The organism is Allobosea sp. CCNWLY174 (assembly GCF_037120455.1).
GTDB lineage: Bacteria > Pseudomonadota > Alphaproteobacteria > Rhizobiales > Beijerinckiaceae > Allobosea > Allobosea lupini.
Map to the genome: position 1 here is coordinate 194,515 of NZ_JBBBBQ010000007.1, position 18,155 is coordinate 212,669.

General features: G+C 68.4%; 14 protein-coding genes. 3 read left to right on the forward strand and 11 right to left on the reverse strand.

Features of this window, described 5'->3' with window-relative positions; genetic code table 11:
* Positions 1–4 precede the first annotated feature (4 nt).
* From V7S63_RS20295 to V7S63_RS20325, 7 genes are read right to left on the reverse strand one after another with little or no spacing between them, the layout of a single operon-like run.
* Positions 5–1,024 carry an SIS domain-containing protein gene (locus V7S63_RS20295; RefSeq protein ID WP_336531531.1) on the reverse strand — a complete coding sequence of 340 codons (1,020 nt, stop codon included), beginning with the start codon at positions 1,022–1,024 and terminating at the stop codon, positions 5–7.
* Entirely contained in the window at positions 1,017–1,976 is a 960-nt protein-coding gene (locus V7S63_RS20300; RefSeq protein ID WP_336531532.1) for a carbohydrate kinase family protein, read from the reverse strand. The genes V7S63_RS20295 and V7S63_RS20300 overlap by 8 nt, the downstream gene beginning before the upstream one ends.
* Positions 1,973–3,028, reverse strand: coding sequence for an ABC transporter ATP-binding protein (locus V7S63_RS20305; protein ID WP_336531533.1), 1,056 nt, complete (start codon positions 3,026–3,028; stop codon positions 1,973–1,975). Before V7S63_RS20305 ends, V7S63_RS20300 begins: the two co-directional genes overlap by 4 nt.
* Positions 3,028–4,545: an argininosuccinate lyase gene (gene argH, locus V7S63_RS20310; protein WP_336531534.1), complete on the reverse strand. Its 1,518-nt coding sequence runs from the start codon at positions 4,543–4,545 to the stop codon at positions 3,028–3,030. The genes V7S63_RS20305 and argH overlap by 1 nt, the downstream gene beginning before the upstream one ends.
* A 5-nt stretch (positions 4,546–4,550) precedes the next feature.
* Entirely contained in the window at positions 4,551–5,387 is an 837-nt protein-coding gene (locus V7S63_RS20315) for a carbohydrate ABC transporter permease (RefSeq protein ID WP_336531535.1), read from the reverse strand.
* Positions 5,387–6,313 carry a carbohydrate ABC transporter permease gene (locus V7S63_RS20320; RefSeq protein ID WP_336531536.1) on the reverse strand — a complete coding sequence of 309 codons (927 nt, stop codon included), beginning with the start codon at positions 6,311–6,313 and terminating at the stop codon, positions 5,387–5,389. Before V7S63_RS20320 ends, V7S63_RS20315 begins: the two co-directional genes overlap by 1 nt.
* 55 nt (positions 6,314–6,368) lie before the next feature.
* Positions 6,369–7,628: an extracellular solute-binding protein gene (locus V7S63_RS20325; protein WP_427362120.1), complete on the reverse strand. Its 1,260-nt coding sequence runs from the start codon at positions 7,626–7,628 to the stop codon at positions 6,369–6,371.
* Positions 7,629–7,794: 166 nt separating this feature from the next.
* Here V7S63_RS20325 and V7S63_RS20330 point away from each other — a divergent pair, with 166 nt between their 5' ends.
* Positions 7,795–9,045, forward strand: coding sequence for an ROK family transcriptional regulator (locus tag V7S63_RS20330; RefSeq protein WP_336531537.1), 1,251 nt, complete (start codon positions 7,795–7,797; stop codon positions 9,043–9,045).
* Positions 9,046–9,069: 24 nt separating this feature from the next.
* Here the strand turns inward: V7S63_RS20330 and V7S63_RS20335 are convergent, their stop codons facing one another.
* Positions 9,070–10,617, reverse strand: coding sequence for a phospholipase D-like domain-containing protein (locus V7S63_RS20335; protein WP_336531538.1), 1,548 nt, complete (start codon positions 10,615–10,617; stop codon positions 9,070–9,072).
* Positions 10,618–10,805: 188 nt separating this feature from the next.
* Here V7S63_RS20335 and V7S63_RS20340 point away from each other — a divergent pair, with 188 nt between their 5' ends.
* A complete protein-coding gene (locus V7S63_RS20340) occupies positions 10,806–11,642 on the forward strand; it encodes an endonuclease/exonuclease/phosphatase family protein (protein WP_244543791.1) in 837 nt (278 codons plus the stop codon).
* Positions 11,643–11,739: 97 nt separating this feature from the next.
* A complete protein-coding gene (locus V7S63_RS20345) occupies positions 11,740–13,341 on the forward strand; it encodes a gamma-glutamyltransferase (RefSeq protein WP_336531539.1) in 1,602 nt (533 codons plus the stop codon).
* 122 nt (positions 13,342–13,463) lie between these two features.
* On the opposite strand, the gene V7S63_RS20350 is transcribed toward V7S63_RS20345, so the two are convergent.
* The 3 genes from V7S63_RS20350 to lpdA form a co-directional block, all read right to left on the reverse strand.
* The gene (locus V7S63_RS20350; protein WP_100962909.1) at positions 13,464–15,050 is read right to left on the reverse strand and encodes an ABC transporter substrate-binding protein; all 1,587 of its coding nucleotides are present in this window, start codon (positions 15,048–15,050) and stop codon (positions 13,464–13,466) included.
* A gap of 86 nt (positions 15,051–15,136) precedes the next feature.
* Positions 15,137–16,630 (reverse strand): amidase, encoded by a 1,494-nt coding sequence (locus V7S63_RS20355; RefSeq protein ID WP_336531540.1) that lies wholly within the window; start codon positions 16,628–16,630, stop codon positions 15,137–15,139.
* A gap of 112 nt (positions 16,631–16,742) precedes the next feature.
* Positions 16,743–18,140 (reverse strand): dihydrolipoyl dehydrogenase, encoded by a 1,398-nt coding sequence (lpdA, locus tag V7S63_RS20360; protein ID WP_336531541.1) that lies wholly within the window; start codon positions 18,138–18,140, stop codon positions 16,743–16,745.
* Positions 18,141–18,155: the final 15 nt, after the last annotated feature.

Sequence of the window (18,155 nt, forward strand, 5' to 3'; positions counted from 1 at the left end):
CTGATCAGACCGTCCGCGTCACCTTGGAGAGGTGAGGCGGGCGGTCGGGATCGAGGCCGCGGCTTTCAGCGAGCGTCGCGAGCGCGCCATAGAAGGCGCGAACCTGCGCCAGAGGCAGCAAGGCGGTCGGCAAGTCCGGCGGCAGAGGCAGATTCTGTCCCGCGCCGCCGCCGGCATAGGCCAGATCGGCACCAAGGCTAGAGAAGGCCGTGGCCGCGGCGCGCACGCTCTCGCTGCCTTCGTCGCCGGGATCGAGCGCCAGCGCCGGGAACCCCTGTCCGACCAGAGCGAGCGGCCCGTGCAGCACCTCTGCGGCGCTGAAGGCCTCGGCATGGATCCGGCAGGTTTCCTTGAACTTGAGCGCGATCTCCTGGGCGATGCCGAAGGACAACCCCCGGCCGATCACATAGAGGCTGCTGGCCTCGCGCCAGGAGAGCAGGGCCGGCGTCCAGTTGCAGCGCCCGGCGGCATCGAAGGCCGCGGGTGCCTTTGCCAGGGCGGCGTACAGGGCTTCGTCCTGCGCCCATTCCGCCGCGAGATGCAGGAAGGCGAGGCAGGTGGCGAGGAAGCTCTTGGTCGCGGCGACGCTCCGTTCTGTCCCGGCCCGCAGCGGTACGATCACGTCGACCATGCCGGCGAGGGGCGAGGCTTCGTCGTTGACGAAGCCGACGACGAGCGCTCCGGCCCGCTTCGCCGCCTCGGTCAGCAGCAGGGCATCGGGGCTGCGGCCGGATTGCGAGGCGGCGATGAACACGGCGCGAGAGAGGTCGAGCTCACCGCCATAGACCGAGGCGAGGCTGGGGCCGAGCGAGGCGACGGGCAGGCCGAGCGTGCGCTCGATCAGGTATTTGCCATAGCTCGCGGCATGGTCGGAGGAGCCACGCGCGCAGGTCGCGACGAAGGCCGGGCGCTTGATGCGCAGGCGTGTGACGAGATCGGCGATGATTGCGCCATTTTCCGCGCGCTGGCGGCGTGCGACGGCGGCGGCTTCGGCCGCCTCGCGAGTGAGCAGGGCTTCAACCATGGCGGCGCAGAGGCTCTTCAAGCAGTTGGTCGGCGACAGCGGCGACCTGGCGCGGATCGAGCTCATGGCCGGCGCCGCCGACACTCTGGACCGAGAGCGTACCACAGGCGATACCTTCGGCGAGGGCGCGTTCGAGGGAGCTCCCACCGAGCCAGGCCGCGAGGAAGCCGGCGTTGAAGGCATCGCCCGCGCCGGTGGTGTCGAGCACGCCCTCGCAGGGCGCAGCTGGAAGCGCGAGGCTCTCTCGCCCTTCGTAAAGGCGGGCGCCGTCGCCGCCATCCTTGATCACGACCAGTGCGAAGTGCTGGGCGAGCCGCCGGCCAGCCGTGTCGAGATCGTCGCAATCGGCGATCGCACGCGCTTCGGAGGCGTTCGGCAGGAAGATGTCGACGCCGTTGCAGAGTGCGACGAGATCGGGAGAGCGGATTAGCGCATCGTCCCAGCTCGGGTCGAGCGAGACGGTGAGGCCGTGATGCCTGGCATCGGTGACCAGATGCGGGATCTCGGCCAAGGTCGCGAATTCGGCGATATGGAGATGGGCCACGCGGACATCGCCGAGCGCGGCGGGCATCGTCGCCGGGCGAGCCGATCCGGCGCGGCGCGAGAGGAAGGCGCGCTCGCCATCCTGCACCATCGCGACGGTGAGTTGCGGCCCGGCGTCAAGAGCGCGCTCCAGGAAGCCGAGCTCGACGCCGCTGCGCGCGAGAGCCGGCAGGAGCGATTGCGAGAGCGGGTCTTCGCCGAGGCGCGCCAGCAAGGCGGCAGGCCGGCCCAGCCCGACAAGATGGGCTGCGGTGATGAAGCCGCCGCCTCCGGGCACGATCGCGAGATCGTCGGCGAAGCGCTCCTCGCCGAGGTGCGGCATTGCCGTGAGCCCGCGGAAGACGAGGTCGCAATAGAGCCGGCCGGTGCTGAGGACGAGCCCGTCCGGTCGTGACCGCCGCGAGGTCACAGAGCGCGCTCGCTCTTGGCGTCGAACAGGCGCAAGCCCGCGGCCGAGGCGCCGAGCCGGACGGCGCTGCCGACGGCGGGCGGATGCTTGGCCGGGGCCGAGGCGAGCAGCAAGCTGCCCTCGGCCTCGACATGGACGAAGGTCTCGGGCCCCAGCGGCTCGACCACGGCCACCGTGCCGGCGAGGGTGAGATCGGCGGCTTCGCCCTCGCCCAGCACGCGCAGTTCCTGCGGCCGGACGCCGACGAGCACATCGGCCGGGAGCGCGGCAGGCCAAGCCATCGGCGTCTCCCCGAGCTGCAGCGTGCCTTCGGTCGCTTTCGCCGGCATGATGTTCATCGTCGGCGAGCCGATGAAGCGGGCGGTGAAGACATCGGCCGGCTTCTCGTAGAGCTCCATCGGCGCGCCGACCTGGAGGATATGGCCGTCGCGCATCACCACGATCCGGTCGGCCAGCGTCATCGCCTCGACCTGGTCATGGGTGACGAAGACGATGGTGGTCCCCAGCCGCTGGTGCAGGCGCTTGATCTCGAGCCGCATCTGCGCGCGCAATTGCGCATCGAGATTGGAGAGCGGCTCGTCGAACAGGAAGACGGCGGGGTTGCGCACCATGGCGCGGCCGATGGCGACGCGCTGGCGCTGGCCGCCGGAGAGGGCGGAGGGCCGGCGCTCCAGCAGCTTGGTCAGGCCGAGCACCTCGGCGACCTCCTCGACGCGCTTGCGCTTGGCTGCCTTGTCGAGCTGGGAGGTGTAGAGGCCGAAGGCGATGTTTTCGGCGACGCTCATATGCGGGTAGATCGCATAGTTCTGGAACACCATGGCGATGTTCCGCTCTTTCGGCTCGAGCCGGTTCACGACGCGGCCGCCGATCGAAATCGTGCCGTCGTTGATCTCCTCGAGCCCGGCGATCATGCGCAGGGTCGTCGACTTGCCGCAGCCGGAGGGGCCGACGAAGACGACGAACTCGCCGTCCTGGATGTCGAGGTCGATGCCGTGCACGACCTGCGTCGTGCCGTAGCGCTTGACCAGCTTGTCGATCGCGATCCCGGCCATCAGGCGGCTCCTGCGAGGGCGGTGAAGGCGGCGTCCAGTTCGCGGCGAGCTGCCTCCTCGCGCCTGGCGATCGCGGTGGCGGCATCCTCGGCTGTGGCGAGTTCGGCGCGATAGCCGGCGAGGGCCTCGCCGAGCGCCTTCGGCCCCGGCCCGCCGAAGCGCTCGCGCAGGGCGACGAAGTTCTCCGGCGAGACGGCGATGGCGAAGTCCTCGCGGCTGAGAGCAGGCTCGCGGCCGGCGGCATGGCGGAAGGCGTCGGCGAAAGGCGCGTAGCCGTCGCGCGGCAGGTCGCCATCTGCAGCGACGACCGCACGCGCCACGGCGGAGGCGACCTCGTGCGCTGCACGGAAGGAGAGCCCTTCCTGGCGCACCAGCGTGTCGGCGAGCTCGGTGATGGTGATGCAGGAGCGCCGGATCGTCTCGGCGACGCGGCGGCTGTCGACCGAGAGCGCCGGCAGCAGCGCCGCGAGCAGGTCGAGCACGCGTCCGCCGCTCTCGAAGGTCTGGTAGCCGGCTTCCTGGGTCTCGCCCTCCGAGTCGTTCATGTCGGTGAACGGCGTGTTGTGGACGATGTCGCGGACCATGCGGGCGCGACTGACGCTCTGCGAGGCGAGGTGGCGCAGATGCTCGATCGGCACCGGATTGCGCTTCTGCGGCATGATCGATGAGATCTGCACGAAAGCATTGGGCACATAGACCTGCCCGACCTCGAAGGCGGTCCAGAACTGGAGGTCCTGGATCAGCCGGCCGAGATGCAGGAAGACCAGCTCGACCGCGCCGAAGACGCCGGTGACGTAATCGACCGCGGCGATGCAGCCATAGGAATTCTGCAGCGGCGCCTTGAAACCGAGGAGATGGGCGGTGCGGTGACGGTCGAGCGGGAAGCCGGAGGTCGTGATCGCGGCGGCCCCGAGCGGGCAGAGATCGATGAGCTCGCGCGCCTGCATCAGGCGCTGGTGGTCGCGCAGCATCACCTCGATCGCGGCGGAGAGGTAATGCCCGAGCGTCGAGGGCTGGGCCGGCTGGCCATGCGTATAGGCGACGATCAGGGTTTCCTTCTCGCGCTCGGCCAGCGTCAGCGCCGCCGCGATCAGGGCGCGCAGCTGCGCCGCGAGCCTGTCGAGCCTCGGCTTCAGCGCCAGCTTGAACAAGGTGTGCTCGATGTCGTTGCGCGAGCGGCCGGTGTGCAGGCGGCCATTGTCGTCGGGCTTCAGGCGCTTGCGTAGCTCGGCCTCGACCAGGAAGAAATAATCCTCGACCTCGCCGGTATAGCTCAGCGTCGCCGGGTCGATCTCTCGCTCGATCTCGCTCAGGGCGCGGGCGATGCCGGATGCCGTCTCGCGCGACAGGATGCCAGTCTCGGCCAGCATGACGAGATGGGCGCGGTCGACGGCGCGGAAACCCGCGACATGATGCGTCTTCACCGCGTCGAAGAGCGGGCGCAGCACCGTCTCCTTGTAGACCGGATCGGGGAAGACGGACTTATCGGTCGTGCGCGGATCGGTATGGGCGGTCATCGTGTTCATCCCTTGAGCCCGGCGAGCACGACGCCGCGGACGATGTAGCGCTGCAGCAGCAGGAAGATGGCGAGCGTCGGCAGCGTCGCGAGCGCGGCGCCGGTCATGATCAGCTCCCACTGGATCTGCGATTCGACCGCGAAGGAGGCTAGCCCGACCGGGAGCGTGTAGAGTTCCTTGCTGGTCGTGACGATCAGCGGCCAGATGAAGGCGGTCCAGTTGCTCAGGAAGGTGAAGATCGCCAGGGCCGAGAGCGCCGGCGTGACCAGCGGCAGGGCGATGCGCCAGAAGATCGTGAACTCGTTGAGCCCGTCGACGCGCGCCGCTTCGAGGAAGTCGGTCGGCACGGTCTCGAAGAACTGCTTCATGAGGAAGGTGCCGAAGGCCGTCATCATGCCCGGGAACATGATGCCCCAGTAGCTGTCGAGCCAGCCGAAGTTCTTGGCCATGACGTACCAGGGGATGACCAGCATCTCGGTCGGGATCATCAGGGTCGAGAGGATCGCCAGGAAGACAAGATAGCGGCCGCGGAACTGGAATTTGGCGAGCGTGTAGCCGACCAGGCTGTCGAAGAAGACGTTTGACAGGGTGACGATCGTCGCGATCGCCAGCGAATTCCAGAACCAGCGCAGGAAGCGGCCGTCCGAGAGCACGGTCCGGTAGTTGTCGAGCGTCGGCGTCGCCGGAATCAGGCGGAGGTCGTAGATGTCGGCCGAGTCCTTCAGCGAGGTCGAGAACATGAAAAGCAGCGGCGTCAGCATCAGGAGGCCGCCGGCGAGCAGCAGCAGCCAGGCGATGACGCGCCCCGGGGCGAAGCGCGGGGAGAGGGCGGCGCCGGTCATCAACGGTCCCTCAGCAGACGCAGCTGCACCAGCGAGATGCTGAGCAGGACGAGGAAGAGCACGACGGTCTGCGCTGCCGCATAGCCCATGTCGAAGGAGGAGAACGCGGTCTGATAGATCATCAGAACCAGCGGCTTGGTCGCGTTGAGCGGGCCGCCGGGATCGCCGCTGGTCATGTTGTAGACCTGGTCGAAGATGCGCAGGAAGCCGATAGAGGAGAAGACGACGAGGAAGATGATCGTCGGCTTGAGTAGGGGCAGCGTGATCTTCCTGAGGATGGCGAAGTCGGAGACGCCGTCGATGCGGGCGGCTTCGTAATAGGTCGTCGGGATGGCGCGCAGGCCGGCGAGGAAGATCACGACCTGGAAGCCGAGCCCGGCCCAGATCGCCGGTGCCAGCACTGCCGGCAGCGCCTGCGTGGTCGAGCGCAGGAAGGGCTGCTGCGGCAGGCCGACGGACGAGAGCAGGTCGTTGATCAGGCCGATCGGCACCGGCTGGTAGAACCAGCGCCAGACCCAGGCCATCGCCGTCGCCGTGGTCAGGAAGGGCAGGAAGTACAGCGCCCGGATGAAGCCATGCATGAAGCGGACGCGGTCGAGATGGTAGGCGATGGTGAAGGCGAGCACGAGGCTGAGCGGCGTGCCGATGATCAGATAGAGGAAGGTGTTGCGGAACACCTGCCAGAACACCGGGTCGGCCATCAGCCGCTTGAAGTTCGCCAGCCCGACATAGGAGGGCGAATTCATCAGGTTCCAGTTCGTGGTCGAGATGATGAAACCCTCGACCGTCGGGTAGAAGCGGATCAGGCCGTAGAACAGGATCGGCACGGCAAGGAAGCCCCAGGCCCAGACCACCTGCTTCTGCTGCAAGGTGAGGCCCTGCCAGAGGCGCCCGCCGGAGCGGGCGACGTCGGTGTCGGCGGTCATGGCGCGTCCTGCCGTGTCGGGATGCTTCAGGCTGTCGCGATCGCGTCCTGCGCCATCACTTCTTGTAGAAGCGGTCGAGGATCGCCTGCTCGGCCTTGGCCGCCTCGGCCAGCGAGGCCTTGGCGTCCTGGTTCTGGATGAACACCCGGTTGGCCATGTCGAGCCCGACCTGGCGCTGCGCCAATTCGTCGACGAAGACCGTCGCCTGCGAGTAGTTCAGTGCCTTGAGGAAGGGGCCGTAGATCGGGTGGGCGAGGTTCTTCTCTGTCTCGGCCGCGGCCTTGCGGGCCGGGAGCTCGCCGACCATGTCGAGCCAGACCTGCATCGCTTCCGGCGAGGTGGTGAAGGCCATGAACTTCTTGGCCGCCTCGAGCTTGGCGCCGGTCGGCTTGGCGGTGATGGCGTTGACCCAGTAGCTGGCGAAGTTCGAGCGCTTGCCGTCGGCGCTCGCCGGCAGCTCGGCGACGCCCCATTCGAAGTTCTTGATGCCGCCGAAGGCGCCGAGGCGGAACGAGCCGTCGACCGTCATCGCGGCGCGCCCGGCGCGGAAGGCAGCCTGGCCCTCGTCCATGAAGCCGGCCTGGCCGACCTTGTGGACGCGCTGCAGGTCGGCATACCAGTTCAGCGCCTTGGCGCCGGCCTCGCTGTCATAGGCGACGGTCTTGTTGTCGTCGGAATAGGGCTTGCCCCCCATCTGGCGCAGCAGCACCTCGCGCCACCAGTGCAGGTCCTGGCCGGGCATGTCGATCACGGCGCCGGCCGAGAGCATGTTGCCGGCAGCGTCGCGCTTCACCGTCTTCTTGGCGGCCTCGAGATACTCGTCGAGCGTCTGCGGCGGCTTGTTCGGGTCGAGCCCGGCCTCCTGGAACAGCTTTTTATTATAGAACAGCGCCAGCGTGCGCACCGCCGTCGGCAGGCCGTAATACTCGCCGTCGCGCTTCATCGTCTGGACGATGGGGTAGAATTCCTTCTCGATCACGTCGTGCGGGAAGGCGTCGCGCGGCAGCGGCTGGATGAACTTGGCGCCGACGAAATTGTCGAGCCAGCCATAATAGAGCTGGACCACGTCCGGCCCCTGGCCGGCCGGGACGGCGGCGGCGATCTTGGTCTGGTAGTCGGCATAGGGGAAGGTCGTGTGCTTGACCTTGATGCCGGGATTGGCGGCCTCGAAGCGCTTGATCAGCTCGTTCATCGCCTTGATGCGGGCGTCGAACACATATTGCCAGTACTCGATCTCGACGGCCTGGGCGCGCGCGCCGGCAATGGCGCCGATCGACATGGCAATGCCCAGGACTAGTCCGCGAAAGCCGCGCATGGGTCTTCCTCCCCGTCTGGTTGCGACGCCCGCCCGCATGCTCGCTCCCGGCTGCCGGACGTTCGGCGGGCATGCTTTCCCGCAGCTTGCTTGTTGTCAACAGATTAATTCACTTGAGTTTGATTAATGGCCAGCGCAGCCTGCGGCACGAAAGAGGCTGCCCATCATGCCGCATCGCAAGCTCCCGGCCGCGCCCAGCGCCGCCCTCGGCACCAATCCGGAGCGGGCGCGCCGCCATAACCGGCGGGTCGTGCTCGAGACGCTGCGTCAGCATGGCCGGCTCGGCCGCTCCGACATGGCCAGCCTGACACGGCTGACGGCGCAAGCCGTCTCCAACATCGTCGCCGAATTGCTGGAGGAAGGCTTTCTGGTGGAGCTTGGCCGCCGGCGCACGGCGCGCGGTCAGCCGCCGGTCGAGTTCGCGCTCAATGCCGATGGCGGCGTCACCGCCGGCCTGGAGATCGCCGCCGACCACATCACCACCGTGCTGGTCGACCTCACCGGCGAGGTCAGGGCCCGGCGCGTCGTGCCGTTGCCGGATCTCTCGGTTGAAGCGGTGCAGGCGCTGGCGGCGGCCGAGCTCGAGCAAGCGCGAGCGACGAGGGGTCTGCCGGAACGCCTGCTCGGCTGCGGCGTCGTCATGCCTGGCCCGTTCGATTTCGAGGGCACGATCACCGTCGGCTCCACGGCTCTCCCCGGATGGACCGGGCGTGACGTAACAGCCCTGATGAGCGCCGCGCTCGCGACCTCGGTGACGGTGGAGAACGATGCGACGGCGGCGGCGGTCGGCGAGCATCTCTATGGTGTCGGCCGCAATCTCCGGCATTTCTGCCTGGTCTATTTCGGGCTCGGCCTGGGCCTCGGGCTGATGCTAGGCGGAGAGCCCTTTCGCGGCGCCCATGGCAATGCCGGCGAACTCGGCCACGTCCCGGCCGTTCCGCAGGGCGCGCCTTGCATCTGCGGCCGCCAGGGGTGCCTCGAACGCTACGTCTCGCCGCCGGCGTTGCAGGACAGGTTGCGTCGGGAGGGAATCGCCGAGGTCGACGCGACGAGCATCGCCAGGCTTCACGCCGAAGGACACCCGGCGATCGCAGGCTGGATCGCCGAGGCCGGGCCGCTGCTCGCGCCGGTGCTCGCCATGCTGGAGAACCTGTTCGATCCGGAGACGATCATTCTCGGCGGCGGGCTGCCGGACACCGTCATCGATGCGCTGATCTTGGCGGCCGAGCCCTTGCCGCTCTCCGTCGCAAGGCGTGATGGCCGCATCATCCCGCGCATCCAGCGTGGTACGACCGGCCAGTTCACGGCGGCGCTCGGCGCGGCGGCGCTGCCGCTGCTCGACGCGATCGCACCTCGGCTGGTACGCAATCCGGCAGCAGGCGAGCCGGTCGAGACCGAGCAGGCTGCCTTGGCGTGATGGTGCCCGGCTGGCGCGGACCTTTCACAATTGCGATTCGATCGGCAGGAAGCGGACAAGGGCCGCCGTAAGCCGGCGTCCGAAACCCGCTACGGGCTCCTGCTGCAGATGGCCGTCGCGTTGCGACCCTGCGTGCCAGCACAGGCGGTCACGATCGAGGCCGAGCCGGAACGAGCAATGCGGCGCGGTCTCCTGTGCAAAGATCTCGCGCATCTGGGCGACGAGGCCGTCATCGACGACGACCACGCCCATTTCCGTGTTCAGCGAGACCGAGCGCGGGTCGAAATTGAAGGAGCCGATGAAGCCGGTGTGCCGGTCGACCGTGAAGGCCTTGGTATGGAGGCTCGCGCCCTTCGAGCCGAAGAGCGAGACGCCCGCCGGCATGAGCTCCGGGCGCAGTTCGTACAGTTCGACGCCGAGCTGCAGCAGGCGCTTGCGATAGCCGGCATACGCGCCGTGCACGGCGACGACGTCGGTGGCGGCGAGCGAGTTGGTGAGGACCGTGACCTTCGCGCCGCGTGCGACGAGGGCCGAGAGCGCCTTGAGACCGCGTTCGCCGGGGATGAAATAGGGCGAGGTGATCTGCAGTTCGCTCCGCGTCTCGGCGATCGCCCGGTAGAGCCGGCGGGCGAGCCAGCCCTCCGCTCCGGCGCCGAGGGCCTTCTCCGGCGGATCGGAGAGGATCTGGACCTCGGCGACCCAGCGCAGCCGGCCCAGGACCTCGGCCAGCGCCGCGTCCGCGTCGAGCGTTTCGACGATGCGCGGCAAGGCGGCCACATTGGCGCGGTCTCGGGCCGTCGGCGGTATCGCACGGCTCGGCAGGCGCCGGGCGATAGGGCGGCTGAGCGAGGCGATCGGGACCGCGGTCGGACTGTTCCAGAAGCGATCGAAGATCGTCTCGGCCTGAGCGACCGCCTCGCCGGCGACGAGCAGGTCGAGATCGTGGAAGTTGCTCGTCTGCGCCGCGTTGAAATAGGCGTTGCCGATGTTCCTGCCGCCGATGATGGCGAGGCGGCCATCGGCGATCCAGGCCTTGTTGTGCATGCGGCGCGTCACGCGGAAGGCGCGCAAGGCGAGCTCGAGGCCGCGGCGGATGCCGTTCGCGCGGTTCCGGCTCGGATTGAACAGCCGGACCTCGATGCCGGGATGCGCATCGAGCTGGAGATAGCTCGAATCGTTGCCGCGAGTGTTGATGTCGTCGATCAGCAGTCGGACGCGCACGCCGCGATCGGCCGCAGCGACGATCTCGCGCATGAGCAGGCGGCCGGCGGTATCCTTGCGCCAGTAGTAATATTGCAGGTCGAGGCTCCGGCCGGCGCTGCGGGCGGTGAGGGCCCGTGCGGCAAAGGCTTGCGCGCCCTCCGAGAGCAGGACGAGGCCGTCGAGTCCGGGATGGGCCGTCAGCAGCGGGCCGAGCGCCCGGTCGATCGCGGTGTCGGCATCGGCCGGCGACAGCGCATGCGACGGCGGAGCGCTGGTGTGGCGAGCGAAGCGGCCATAGGAATAGGCGGCCGTCACCGCGGTCAGCGCGATCAAGGCAAGGGCCGCGATCAAGACTTCGAGAAATGACATTCAGCGACTGCCGGAACTCCGTTTTTCCTATAACCCCTATCTCCGCGAGTCGTTCGTTCCATCCAGATCGAACCGTTGCCGCTTTGGGGAATTGATCATGGCAAGGCTCTTGCTAAGGGCCTTCTTGCTGAGAGCCCTTGTGCTGGAGCCCGTTCGATCGAGCGGGCCTTCGTGGAGATGCCGGCCGGATGCTGGAATTCGAAGGGCGCGGCCTGCGCCGGATCAGGGTGCTGCGGCCGCCGCAGATGTCGAGCTGGACGCGCGAAGCCACTGGCCAGCCGGCGTTCGCCAGCACGCCGCCGGCGACCGAACTCAGGATCGCCTCCTACAACATCCACAAGGCGGTGGGCCGCGATCGCCGCTTCGATCCCGACCGGATCATCGAGGTGATCCGGCAGATCGACGCCGATGTCGTGGCGCTGCAGGAGGCCGACCAGCGCTTCGGCGAACGCTCCGGGCTGCTCGACCTCGCGCGCCTCGAACGCCGCACCGGCCTGAAGCCGGTGCCGGTGCAAAGCGCCTGGCAGGGTCATGGCTGGCACGGCAATGTCGTGCTCTTTCGGGATGGCGCGGTCACCGCGACTCGGCAGCTTGTCCTGCCCGGCGTCGAGCCGCGCGGAGCGCTGATCGCTGATCTCACCGTCTGCGGCTCGCCGATCCGGGTCGTCGCGGCACATCTCGGGCTGCTGCGCCATTCGCGCTCGCGCCAGGTCGAGACGCTAATCAACGCTTCGAAGCCGACGGATGGGCGGCCGATCTTCCTGATGGGCGACCTCAACGAATGGCGGATCGGCAAGAAATCGAGCCTGCACGGGCTGGCGCCGAAATTCGGCCCGCTACAGGCGGCGATCCCGAGTTTCCCGGCGCGCTTCCCGATCTGGGCGCTCGACCGCATCGTCGCCTATCCCGCCGAGACGATCACGCAGGTCCAGCTGCACGACACCGATTTGTCGCGGCTGGCCTCAGATCATCTGCCAATCAAGGCGGTGGTGCATCTCCCGGGCGAGGAGCGCCAGGCGCACTGATCCGGCGCCGGCCGCGGGACAGGCTTGAGGCATCCTCAAGTGACGCGTCGATGGGGGCATGCCACGATGGCAGCCCCATCAGACCGGATCATGCCCAATGACGACCGAGCCGCGCCGCGCCCCTGCCTACCGCACCCAGAACTGGAGCCTGGCCAAGCCGTCGGCACGCGGGCGCAAGGGCGTCGTCGTCTCGCAGAACCATGAGGCCGCCGCCGCCGGCGCGGCGATCCTCGAAGCCGGCGGCAACGCTGCCGACGCCGCAGTCGCCACCGCTTTCGCCTTGGCGGCGATCGAGCCCTGGAACAGCGGACTCGGCGGTATCGGCTTCGGCGTCGTGCTCAAGGCCGGCGAGAGCCGGGCGCAGGTCGTCGATTTCGGCCCTGTCGCGCCGCGCCGCGCCGATCCGGCCGACTACCCGCTGACCGGTGCGATGAAGTTCGACCTGTTCGCCTGGCCGGAGGTCGAAGGCGATCGCAACATCCATGGGCCGCTGTCGTTCTGCGTCCCGTCTTCCGTCGCCGGCTACGCCAGGCTGAAGGAGACATTCGGAACGAGCATGCCCGTTGCCGAGCTGCTTCAGCCCGCGATCGCCCTGGCCAAGCGCGGCCTGGCGCAGGACTGGTACACGACGCTCAAGATCGCCTCCTCGGCCGCGGTGCTCAGGCTCTATGAGGAGAGCGCGCGCATCTATCTGCCCGGCGGCCTGCCGCCGGTGCCACCTTATCAGGGCGTGCCGGGCTTCCGGACGCTCGGCAATCTCGGCGCGACGCTGGAACACCTCGCCAAAGCCGGGCTCGACGATTTCTATCGCGGCGACCTCGCCAGGCGATTGGCAGCCGACATCGCCGCAGTTGGCGGCGTTGTCGATGCGCAGGATCTCGCCGATTGCCGCGCGACCGTGCGCGAGGCGCCGGTGATCGACTGGCGCGGCACGCACCGGATCCATACGGCCGGCGGCTTGACGGCGGCGCCGACCCTGCAGGCGGTGGTCGAGGGCATGGCGGCAAGTCCGCCGCCGGAGGGCGGGCCGGACTCGGCCTGGTTCGCCAGGCTTTCGCAGGTGATGCGCGAGGCCTATGCCAGCCGGCTCGAGGGGCTCGGTGCCGCACAGATGGCGAAGGAGCCGGGCGAGACCTGCACCACGCATCTCACTGTCGTCGACGGCGAGGGCACCATCGTCGCGCTGACCACGACCCTGCTGTCCTCGATGGGCAGCCGCCTCGTCCTGCCCGAGACCGGCGTGCTGATGAATAACGGCATGATGTGGTTCGACCCGCGCCCGGGCAGCGCCAATGCCATCGCGCCGGGAGCCCGCCCCTTGTGCAATATGTGCCCGGTGGTGGTGACACCTGCCGATGGCGGCTATCCCCGCCATGGCGCCGGCGCCTCCGGCGGGCGGCGCATTCTCGCAAGCGTCTACCAGATGCTGGCCTTCACCCTCGACAGCGGCATGAGCCTGGAGGATGCGGCCCACCAGCCGCGCATCGACGTCTCCGGCCCCGACGGCACCAGCGCCGACGCGCGCCTGCCGGAGGGCACGCTCGATGCGCTGGCAGCGGCTGGCCCGCTGACGGTGGTCGAGCATGGCGTGCTGCCGCTCAACTTCGCCTGCCCGAACATGGTGCGGAGCGGGCAGGACGGGCAGGAAGGCATCAGTGACGCCGCCTCGCCCTGGTCGGCGGCGGTGGCGGCTAATTGAGGCAGGCGTCATGCTCTGGCCTGACCCGAGCATCTCAGGCCGGAGAGGTCGTCTGCTAGCGTCTTACCGTCATGAGTTTCTCGGGTCGGCGCTGCGCGCCGCCCGAGAATGACGGCGAAATCTCACCCTCGCTTCAGCCCCCAAGGATACGGCGCCGAGCCCGGCAGCATGCCGGTCAGGCCCTTGCGATAGGCCGTCTTGATCACGAACTGGCCGAGCGGGATGGTGGCGCATTCCTCGAGCGCCAGCCGGCCGAGCGCGACCGCCACCTGCTTCTGCTTGGCCTCGTCCGGCGCGTAGAGCCATTCCTCGGCCATCTCCTCGGCCTTGGCGTTGGTCCACCAGCCGAACCAGCCCTTGTCGCCGGGGCCGCGCACGAGGTTGGACAGGGCCGGGTTGCCCCAGCCGACGGCCGCGCCGGTGGTATGGAAGATGCTCCAGCCGCCCTTCTCGACCGGCTCGCGGCTGTTGCGGCGCTGAATCACGGTGCCCCAGTCGCTCGCCGCCATCTCGACATTCATGCCCATCGACTTCAGCAGCTCGTAGGTGACGTCGCCGAGCGGCCCGATATCGGGGAAGTCGGTCGGGTTGATGATGACGACCTTCTCGCCGTTGTAGCCGGACTCCTTCAGCGCCGCCTTGGCCTTGTCGAGGCTCTGCGGCATCAGGTCCTCGAGTTCGCCGGTGTAATAGGGCGTGCCGCGCCACCACAGGTTTCGGCAGACCTGCCAGGTCGTGGTGTCGTCGCCCTGCGACGCCCGCATATAGTCTTCTTGGTTGACGCCGAGGCGGATCGCGGCGCGGACCTTGGGATTGTTGAAGGGCGGCTGGAGATGGTTCAGCCGCATGATCGAGCCGCGGCCGTTCTTGTCGATGACCTCGCGGACGACGTCCGGGCTCCGCGCGAGCAGTGGCTGGAGGTCGGCGAGCGGGCGCTCCCACCAGTCGATCTCGCCCTTGGTCAGTGCGGCGGCGGCAGTCGCCGGATCGGGCAGGATCGGCCATTCGATCCGCTTGAAATGCGCGACCTTGCCGCCCGCGTTGCGGCTCGGCGGCTCGCTGCGCGGCTTGTAGGCCTCGTTCTTCTCGTAGACGACGCGGCTGCCCGAGACATACTCGCTGGCGACGAACTTGTAGGGGCCCGAGCCGGTCATCTCGGTGACCTGCTTGGTCGCCTCGGTCTTGGCCAGGCGCTCGGGCATGATGAAGGGCGGGTTGTCGGCCTTGGCCATGCAGTCGAGCATCATCGGGAAGGGCCGGGTCAGCTTGATCTCGATGGTGCGCTCGTCCGGCGCGCCCCAGGCCTCGACGGCCTTGATCATGAGCTGGCCGTAGGGGTCGCGCTGGCACCAGCGCTTCAGGCTCTCGATGCAGTCGGCCGGGCGGACGGGCTGGCCGTCATGGAAGGCGAGGCCCTCGCGCAGCTTGATCTTCCAGACCTTGCCGTCGGCGGAGACCTCGTGGCCCTCGGCCATTTGCGGCTGCGGCTTCAGGTCGAGATCGCCGCCATAGAGCGTGTCGAAGACGTAGTAGCCGTGATTGTTGGTCACGGTCGCCGTCGTCCAGATCGGATCGAGCGAGGTGAGGTTGGCTTGCGGCGCCATCTTGAGCACGGTCGCGCTCGGTGCCTGCGCCCAAGCCTCCCGGGCGAGTGTTGGAGCGAACAGGGCTGCGGCTGCCGTGCCCTGCAGGAACTGACGACGCTTCATATGGTCTCTCCCCTTTTATGATTGGATCGTGCGCCTACAAACTCTGCTTGTCCTGCTGTCGTGATCTGGAAGGTTGCGGGCTTCGACTAGTCGAAGCCAAGGAAATTCGGGCTGTCCGCGAGCCTCGGCGCGGCCTTCAGCCTGGCGATATCCGGCACGGGGCGCGCCGTCAGCGGATCGCCGGCCAAGAGTGACTCGAGCGCCGCCGCGACGGCAAGGACCTTGGCGTCGCCACCGCGCGGGCCGACGATCTGCAGGCCGAAGGGCATGCCGTTGCGGTCGAGCCCGACCGGCAGCGAGATCGCGGGATGGCCGACGATCGTCACTGCATAGGCCATGGCGAGCCAGTGGAAATAAGTGCGCGTCGGCTTGCCGTCGATCTCGGCGGGATAGAGTTCCGACCAGGGCCGCGGCGACAGCGTCATCGCCGGCGAGAGGATGACGTCGTAGGTCTCGAAGAAGCGCTGCCACTCATGGTAGAGCACGGTCTGCTGCTTGAGGGCGCGGGTGACGTCGAGCGCGCTGTAGCGCAGGCCTTCCTCGACATTGGCGCGGACATTGGGACCGACCTTGTCGGGCGCCCTGGTCGCGCGGTCGTGATGGCTGGCGAGGAAGGAGACGGCGCGCAGCACCTCGAAGCTCTCATCGGTACCCGCGCAGTTCGGGCTCGCCTCGACCGCGCGACCGAATACCTTGCTGAAGCGGCCGACCTTGTCGGCGAAGACTTCACGGATGTGCTTCTCGGTCGGGGCGAAGCCGAAATCTGGGGTGATCGCGACTTTCAGCGAGGCGAGGTCGCAGTGATCGGGCCGGGCGAAGTCTTCCGCGCGCCGGACCTGCCTGCCATGGATCGTCGTCGCCAGCGGGTCGACCGCGTCGTCGCCGACCATGGTCGAGAGCAGTAGGCAGAGATCGGGCACGGTGCGCGCCATCGGGCCGAGCACCGAGAGCGGATTCCAGCCGAGCGGGCGCTTGTCGCTCGGCACCACGCCCGGCGAAGGGCGAAAGCCGACGATACCGTTGAAGGCGGCCGGGTTGCGCAGCGAGCCACCGGTGTCCGAGCCGGTCGCGATCGGCACCATATTAGTCGCGAGCACGACGCCCGAGCCGCCGGAGGAGCCGGCCGCGGAACGCGAGGGATCGAACGGATTGCCGGTGACGCCGTAGACGGCATTGCGGGTGTTGGCTCCGGCGCCCCATTCGGGCGTGTTGGTCTTGCCAACGATGACGGCGCCGGCCTTGCGCACGGAGGCGACGATGCCCTGGTCCTTTGTCGGCACATGGTCGGCGAAGAGCGGGCTGCCATAGGTGGTGCGCAGGCCCGCGACGTCCTCCAGGTCCTTGATGCCGATCGGCAAGCCATGCAGCGCCGGCAGGTCGTCGCCGCGCATCGTGGCGGCGTCTGCCGCCTTCGCCGTGGCCCGCGCCCGTTCGTCGTCGCGGGCCACCATGGCGTTGACGGCGGGATCGACGGCGTCGATCCGGGCGAGGCAGCTTTCGAGCAGCTCGGTCGCCGAGAGCTTCTTCTCGCCGATCAGGCGGCGGGCGGTGACGGCATCGAGGTCGCAGGGTTCGCTCACGGCAGGAAGCTCCGGCAGTCGGGGCGGGTCCATCCTGACCCGTCCTGCCAGTCGAAGCGGCCTGAGCCGCTACGTCAACCCTCGCTGGGTCGAGTGCCGGCCTGCGTTCGCCTCAGATGTGCAAGGCGTGGCCCAGCGCCTTCAGCGCCGATTCCTCGAAGGCCTCGCCCAGCGTCGGATGAGCGTGGATCGTGCCGGCGACGTCTTCCAGCCGCGCCCCCATCTCGATGGCGAGGCCGAAGGCGGCGGAGAGCTCCGAGACGCCCTGACCGACCGCCTGGATGCCCAGCACGAGATGATTGTCGGCCCGCGCGACGATGCGGACGAACCCGGCCTCGCCATGGCGGGTCATGGCGCGGCCATTGGCCTGGAACGGGAAGAGCCCGATCTTGGTCTCGTAGCCGGCGGCCTTGGCCTCCGCCGGCGACAGGCCGGCCGAGACGATCTCGGGATCGGTGAAGCAGATCGCCGGGATGCAGGCCTTGTCCCAGATCCGCGGCTCGCCGGCGACGATCTCGGCGACCATCTCGCCCTGCGCCATGGCGCGATGGGCCAGCATCGGTTCGCCGGTGACGTCGCCGATGGCGTAGATGCCGCGCATCGAGGTCTCGCAGCGCTCGCCGATGCGGATGAAGCGCCCGTCCATGTCGAGCACGAGTTCGTCGAGACCGAGCTTGCTCGTCGCAGGCGCGCGGCCGACCGTGACCAGGATCTTGTCCGCCGGCAGCTCGCGCTCCTTGCCGTCGGCCGTCTCGATGCGCAAACCGTCGCCCTTGGCGGTCTGGCCGAGCGCCTTGGCCCCGAGCAGGACCTCGACGCCGAGCGTCGAGAGACTCTTGGCGACGGGCGCGGTCAGTTCGGCATCGTAGAGCGGCAGGATCTTCTCCTGGGCCTCGACCACGGTGACCTTGCTGCCGAGCTTGGCGAAGGCGGTGCCGAGCTCGAGCCCGATATAGCCGCCGCCGACCACGACGAGGCGCTTCGGCAGCTCGGTCAGCGCCAGCGCGCCGGTCGAGGAGATGACGTTTCCGCCGAAGGGCAGGAAGGGCAGCTCGACCGGGAGCGAGCCGGTCGCGATCACGATGGTCTCGGCCGTGATGGTCTTGGGACCGGTCTCGGTCTCGACCGCCACGGTCTTGCCGTCGCGGAAGCGGGCCTGGCCATGGACGATCTTGACCTTGGCCTTGCGCAGCAGGCCGGCGACGCCGTTGTTGAGGCGCTGGACGATGCCGTCCTTCCAGGCGACCGCCTGCTTCAGATCCAGCTTCGGCTCGGCAGCGGTCAAGCCGAACGGAGTCTTGCCGGCGGCGGCATGGGCCGCCTTCTCGAATTCCTCGGCGACATGGATCATCGCCTTGGACGGAATGCAGCCGATGTTGAGGCAGGTGCCGCCCAGCTTGGCGCTCTCGACGATGACGGTGTCGATGCCGAGCTGGCCGGCGCGGATGGCGCAGACATAGCCGCCGGGACCGGCGCCGATGACGAGGAGCTTGCAGGTGATGTCGGTCATGGCTCGTTCCCGCCG

Coding starts and splice junctions, on each gene's coding strand:
- V7S63_RS20325 (WP_427362120.1), bottom strand. CDS start 7,628: ATGCGCGGCTTTCGCGGACTAGTCCTGGGCATTGCCATGTCGATCGGC.
- V7S63_RS20305 (WP_336531533.1), bottom strand. CDS start 3,028: ATGGCCGGGATCGCGATCGACAAGCTGGTCAAGCGCTACGGCACGACG.
- V7S63_RS20345 (WP_336531539.1), top strand. CDS start 11,740: ATGACGACCGAGCCGCGCCGCGCCCCTGCCTACCGCACCCAGAACTGG.
- V7S63_RS20340 (WP_244543791.1), top strand. CDS start 10,806: ATGCTGGAATTCGAAGGGCGCGGCCTGCGCCGGATCAGGGTGCTGCGG.
- lpdA (WP_336531541.1), bottom strand. CDS start 18,140: ATGACCGACATCACCTGCAAGCTCCTCGTCATCGGCGCCGGTCCCGGC.
- V7S63_RS20295 (WP_336531531.1), bottom strand. CDS start 1,024: ATGGTTGAAGCCCTGCTCACTCGCGAGGCGGCCGAAGCCGCCGCCGTC.
- V7S63_RS20335 (WP_336531538.1), bottom strand. CDS start 10,617: ATGTCATTTCTCGAAGTCTTGATCGCGGCCCTTGCCTTGATCGCGCTG.
- V7S63_RS20330 (WP_336531537.1), top strand. CDS start 7,795: ATGCCGCATCGCAAGCTCCCGGCCGCGCCCAGCGCCGCCCTCGGCACC.
- argH (WP_336531534.1), bottom strand. CDS start 4,545: ATGACCGCCCATACCGATCCGCGCACGACCGATAAGTCCGTCTTCCCC.
- V7S63_RS20315 (WP_336531535.1), bottom strand. CDS start 5,387: ATGACCGGCGCCGCCCTCTCCCCGCGCTTCGCCCCGGGGCGCGTCATC.
- V7S63_RS20350 (WP_100962909.1), bottom strand. CDS start 15,050: ATGAAGCGTCGTCAGTTCCTGCAGGGCACGGCAGCCGCAGCCCTGTTC.
- V7S63_RS20320 (WP_336531536.1), bottom strand. CDS start 6,313: ATGACCGCCGACACCGACGTCGCCCGCTCCGGCGGGCGCCTCTGGCAG.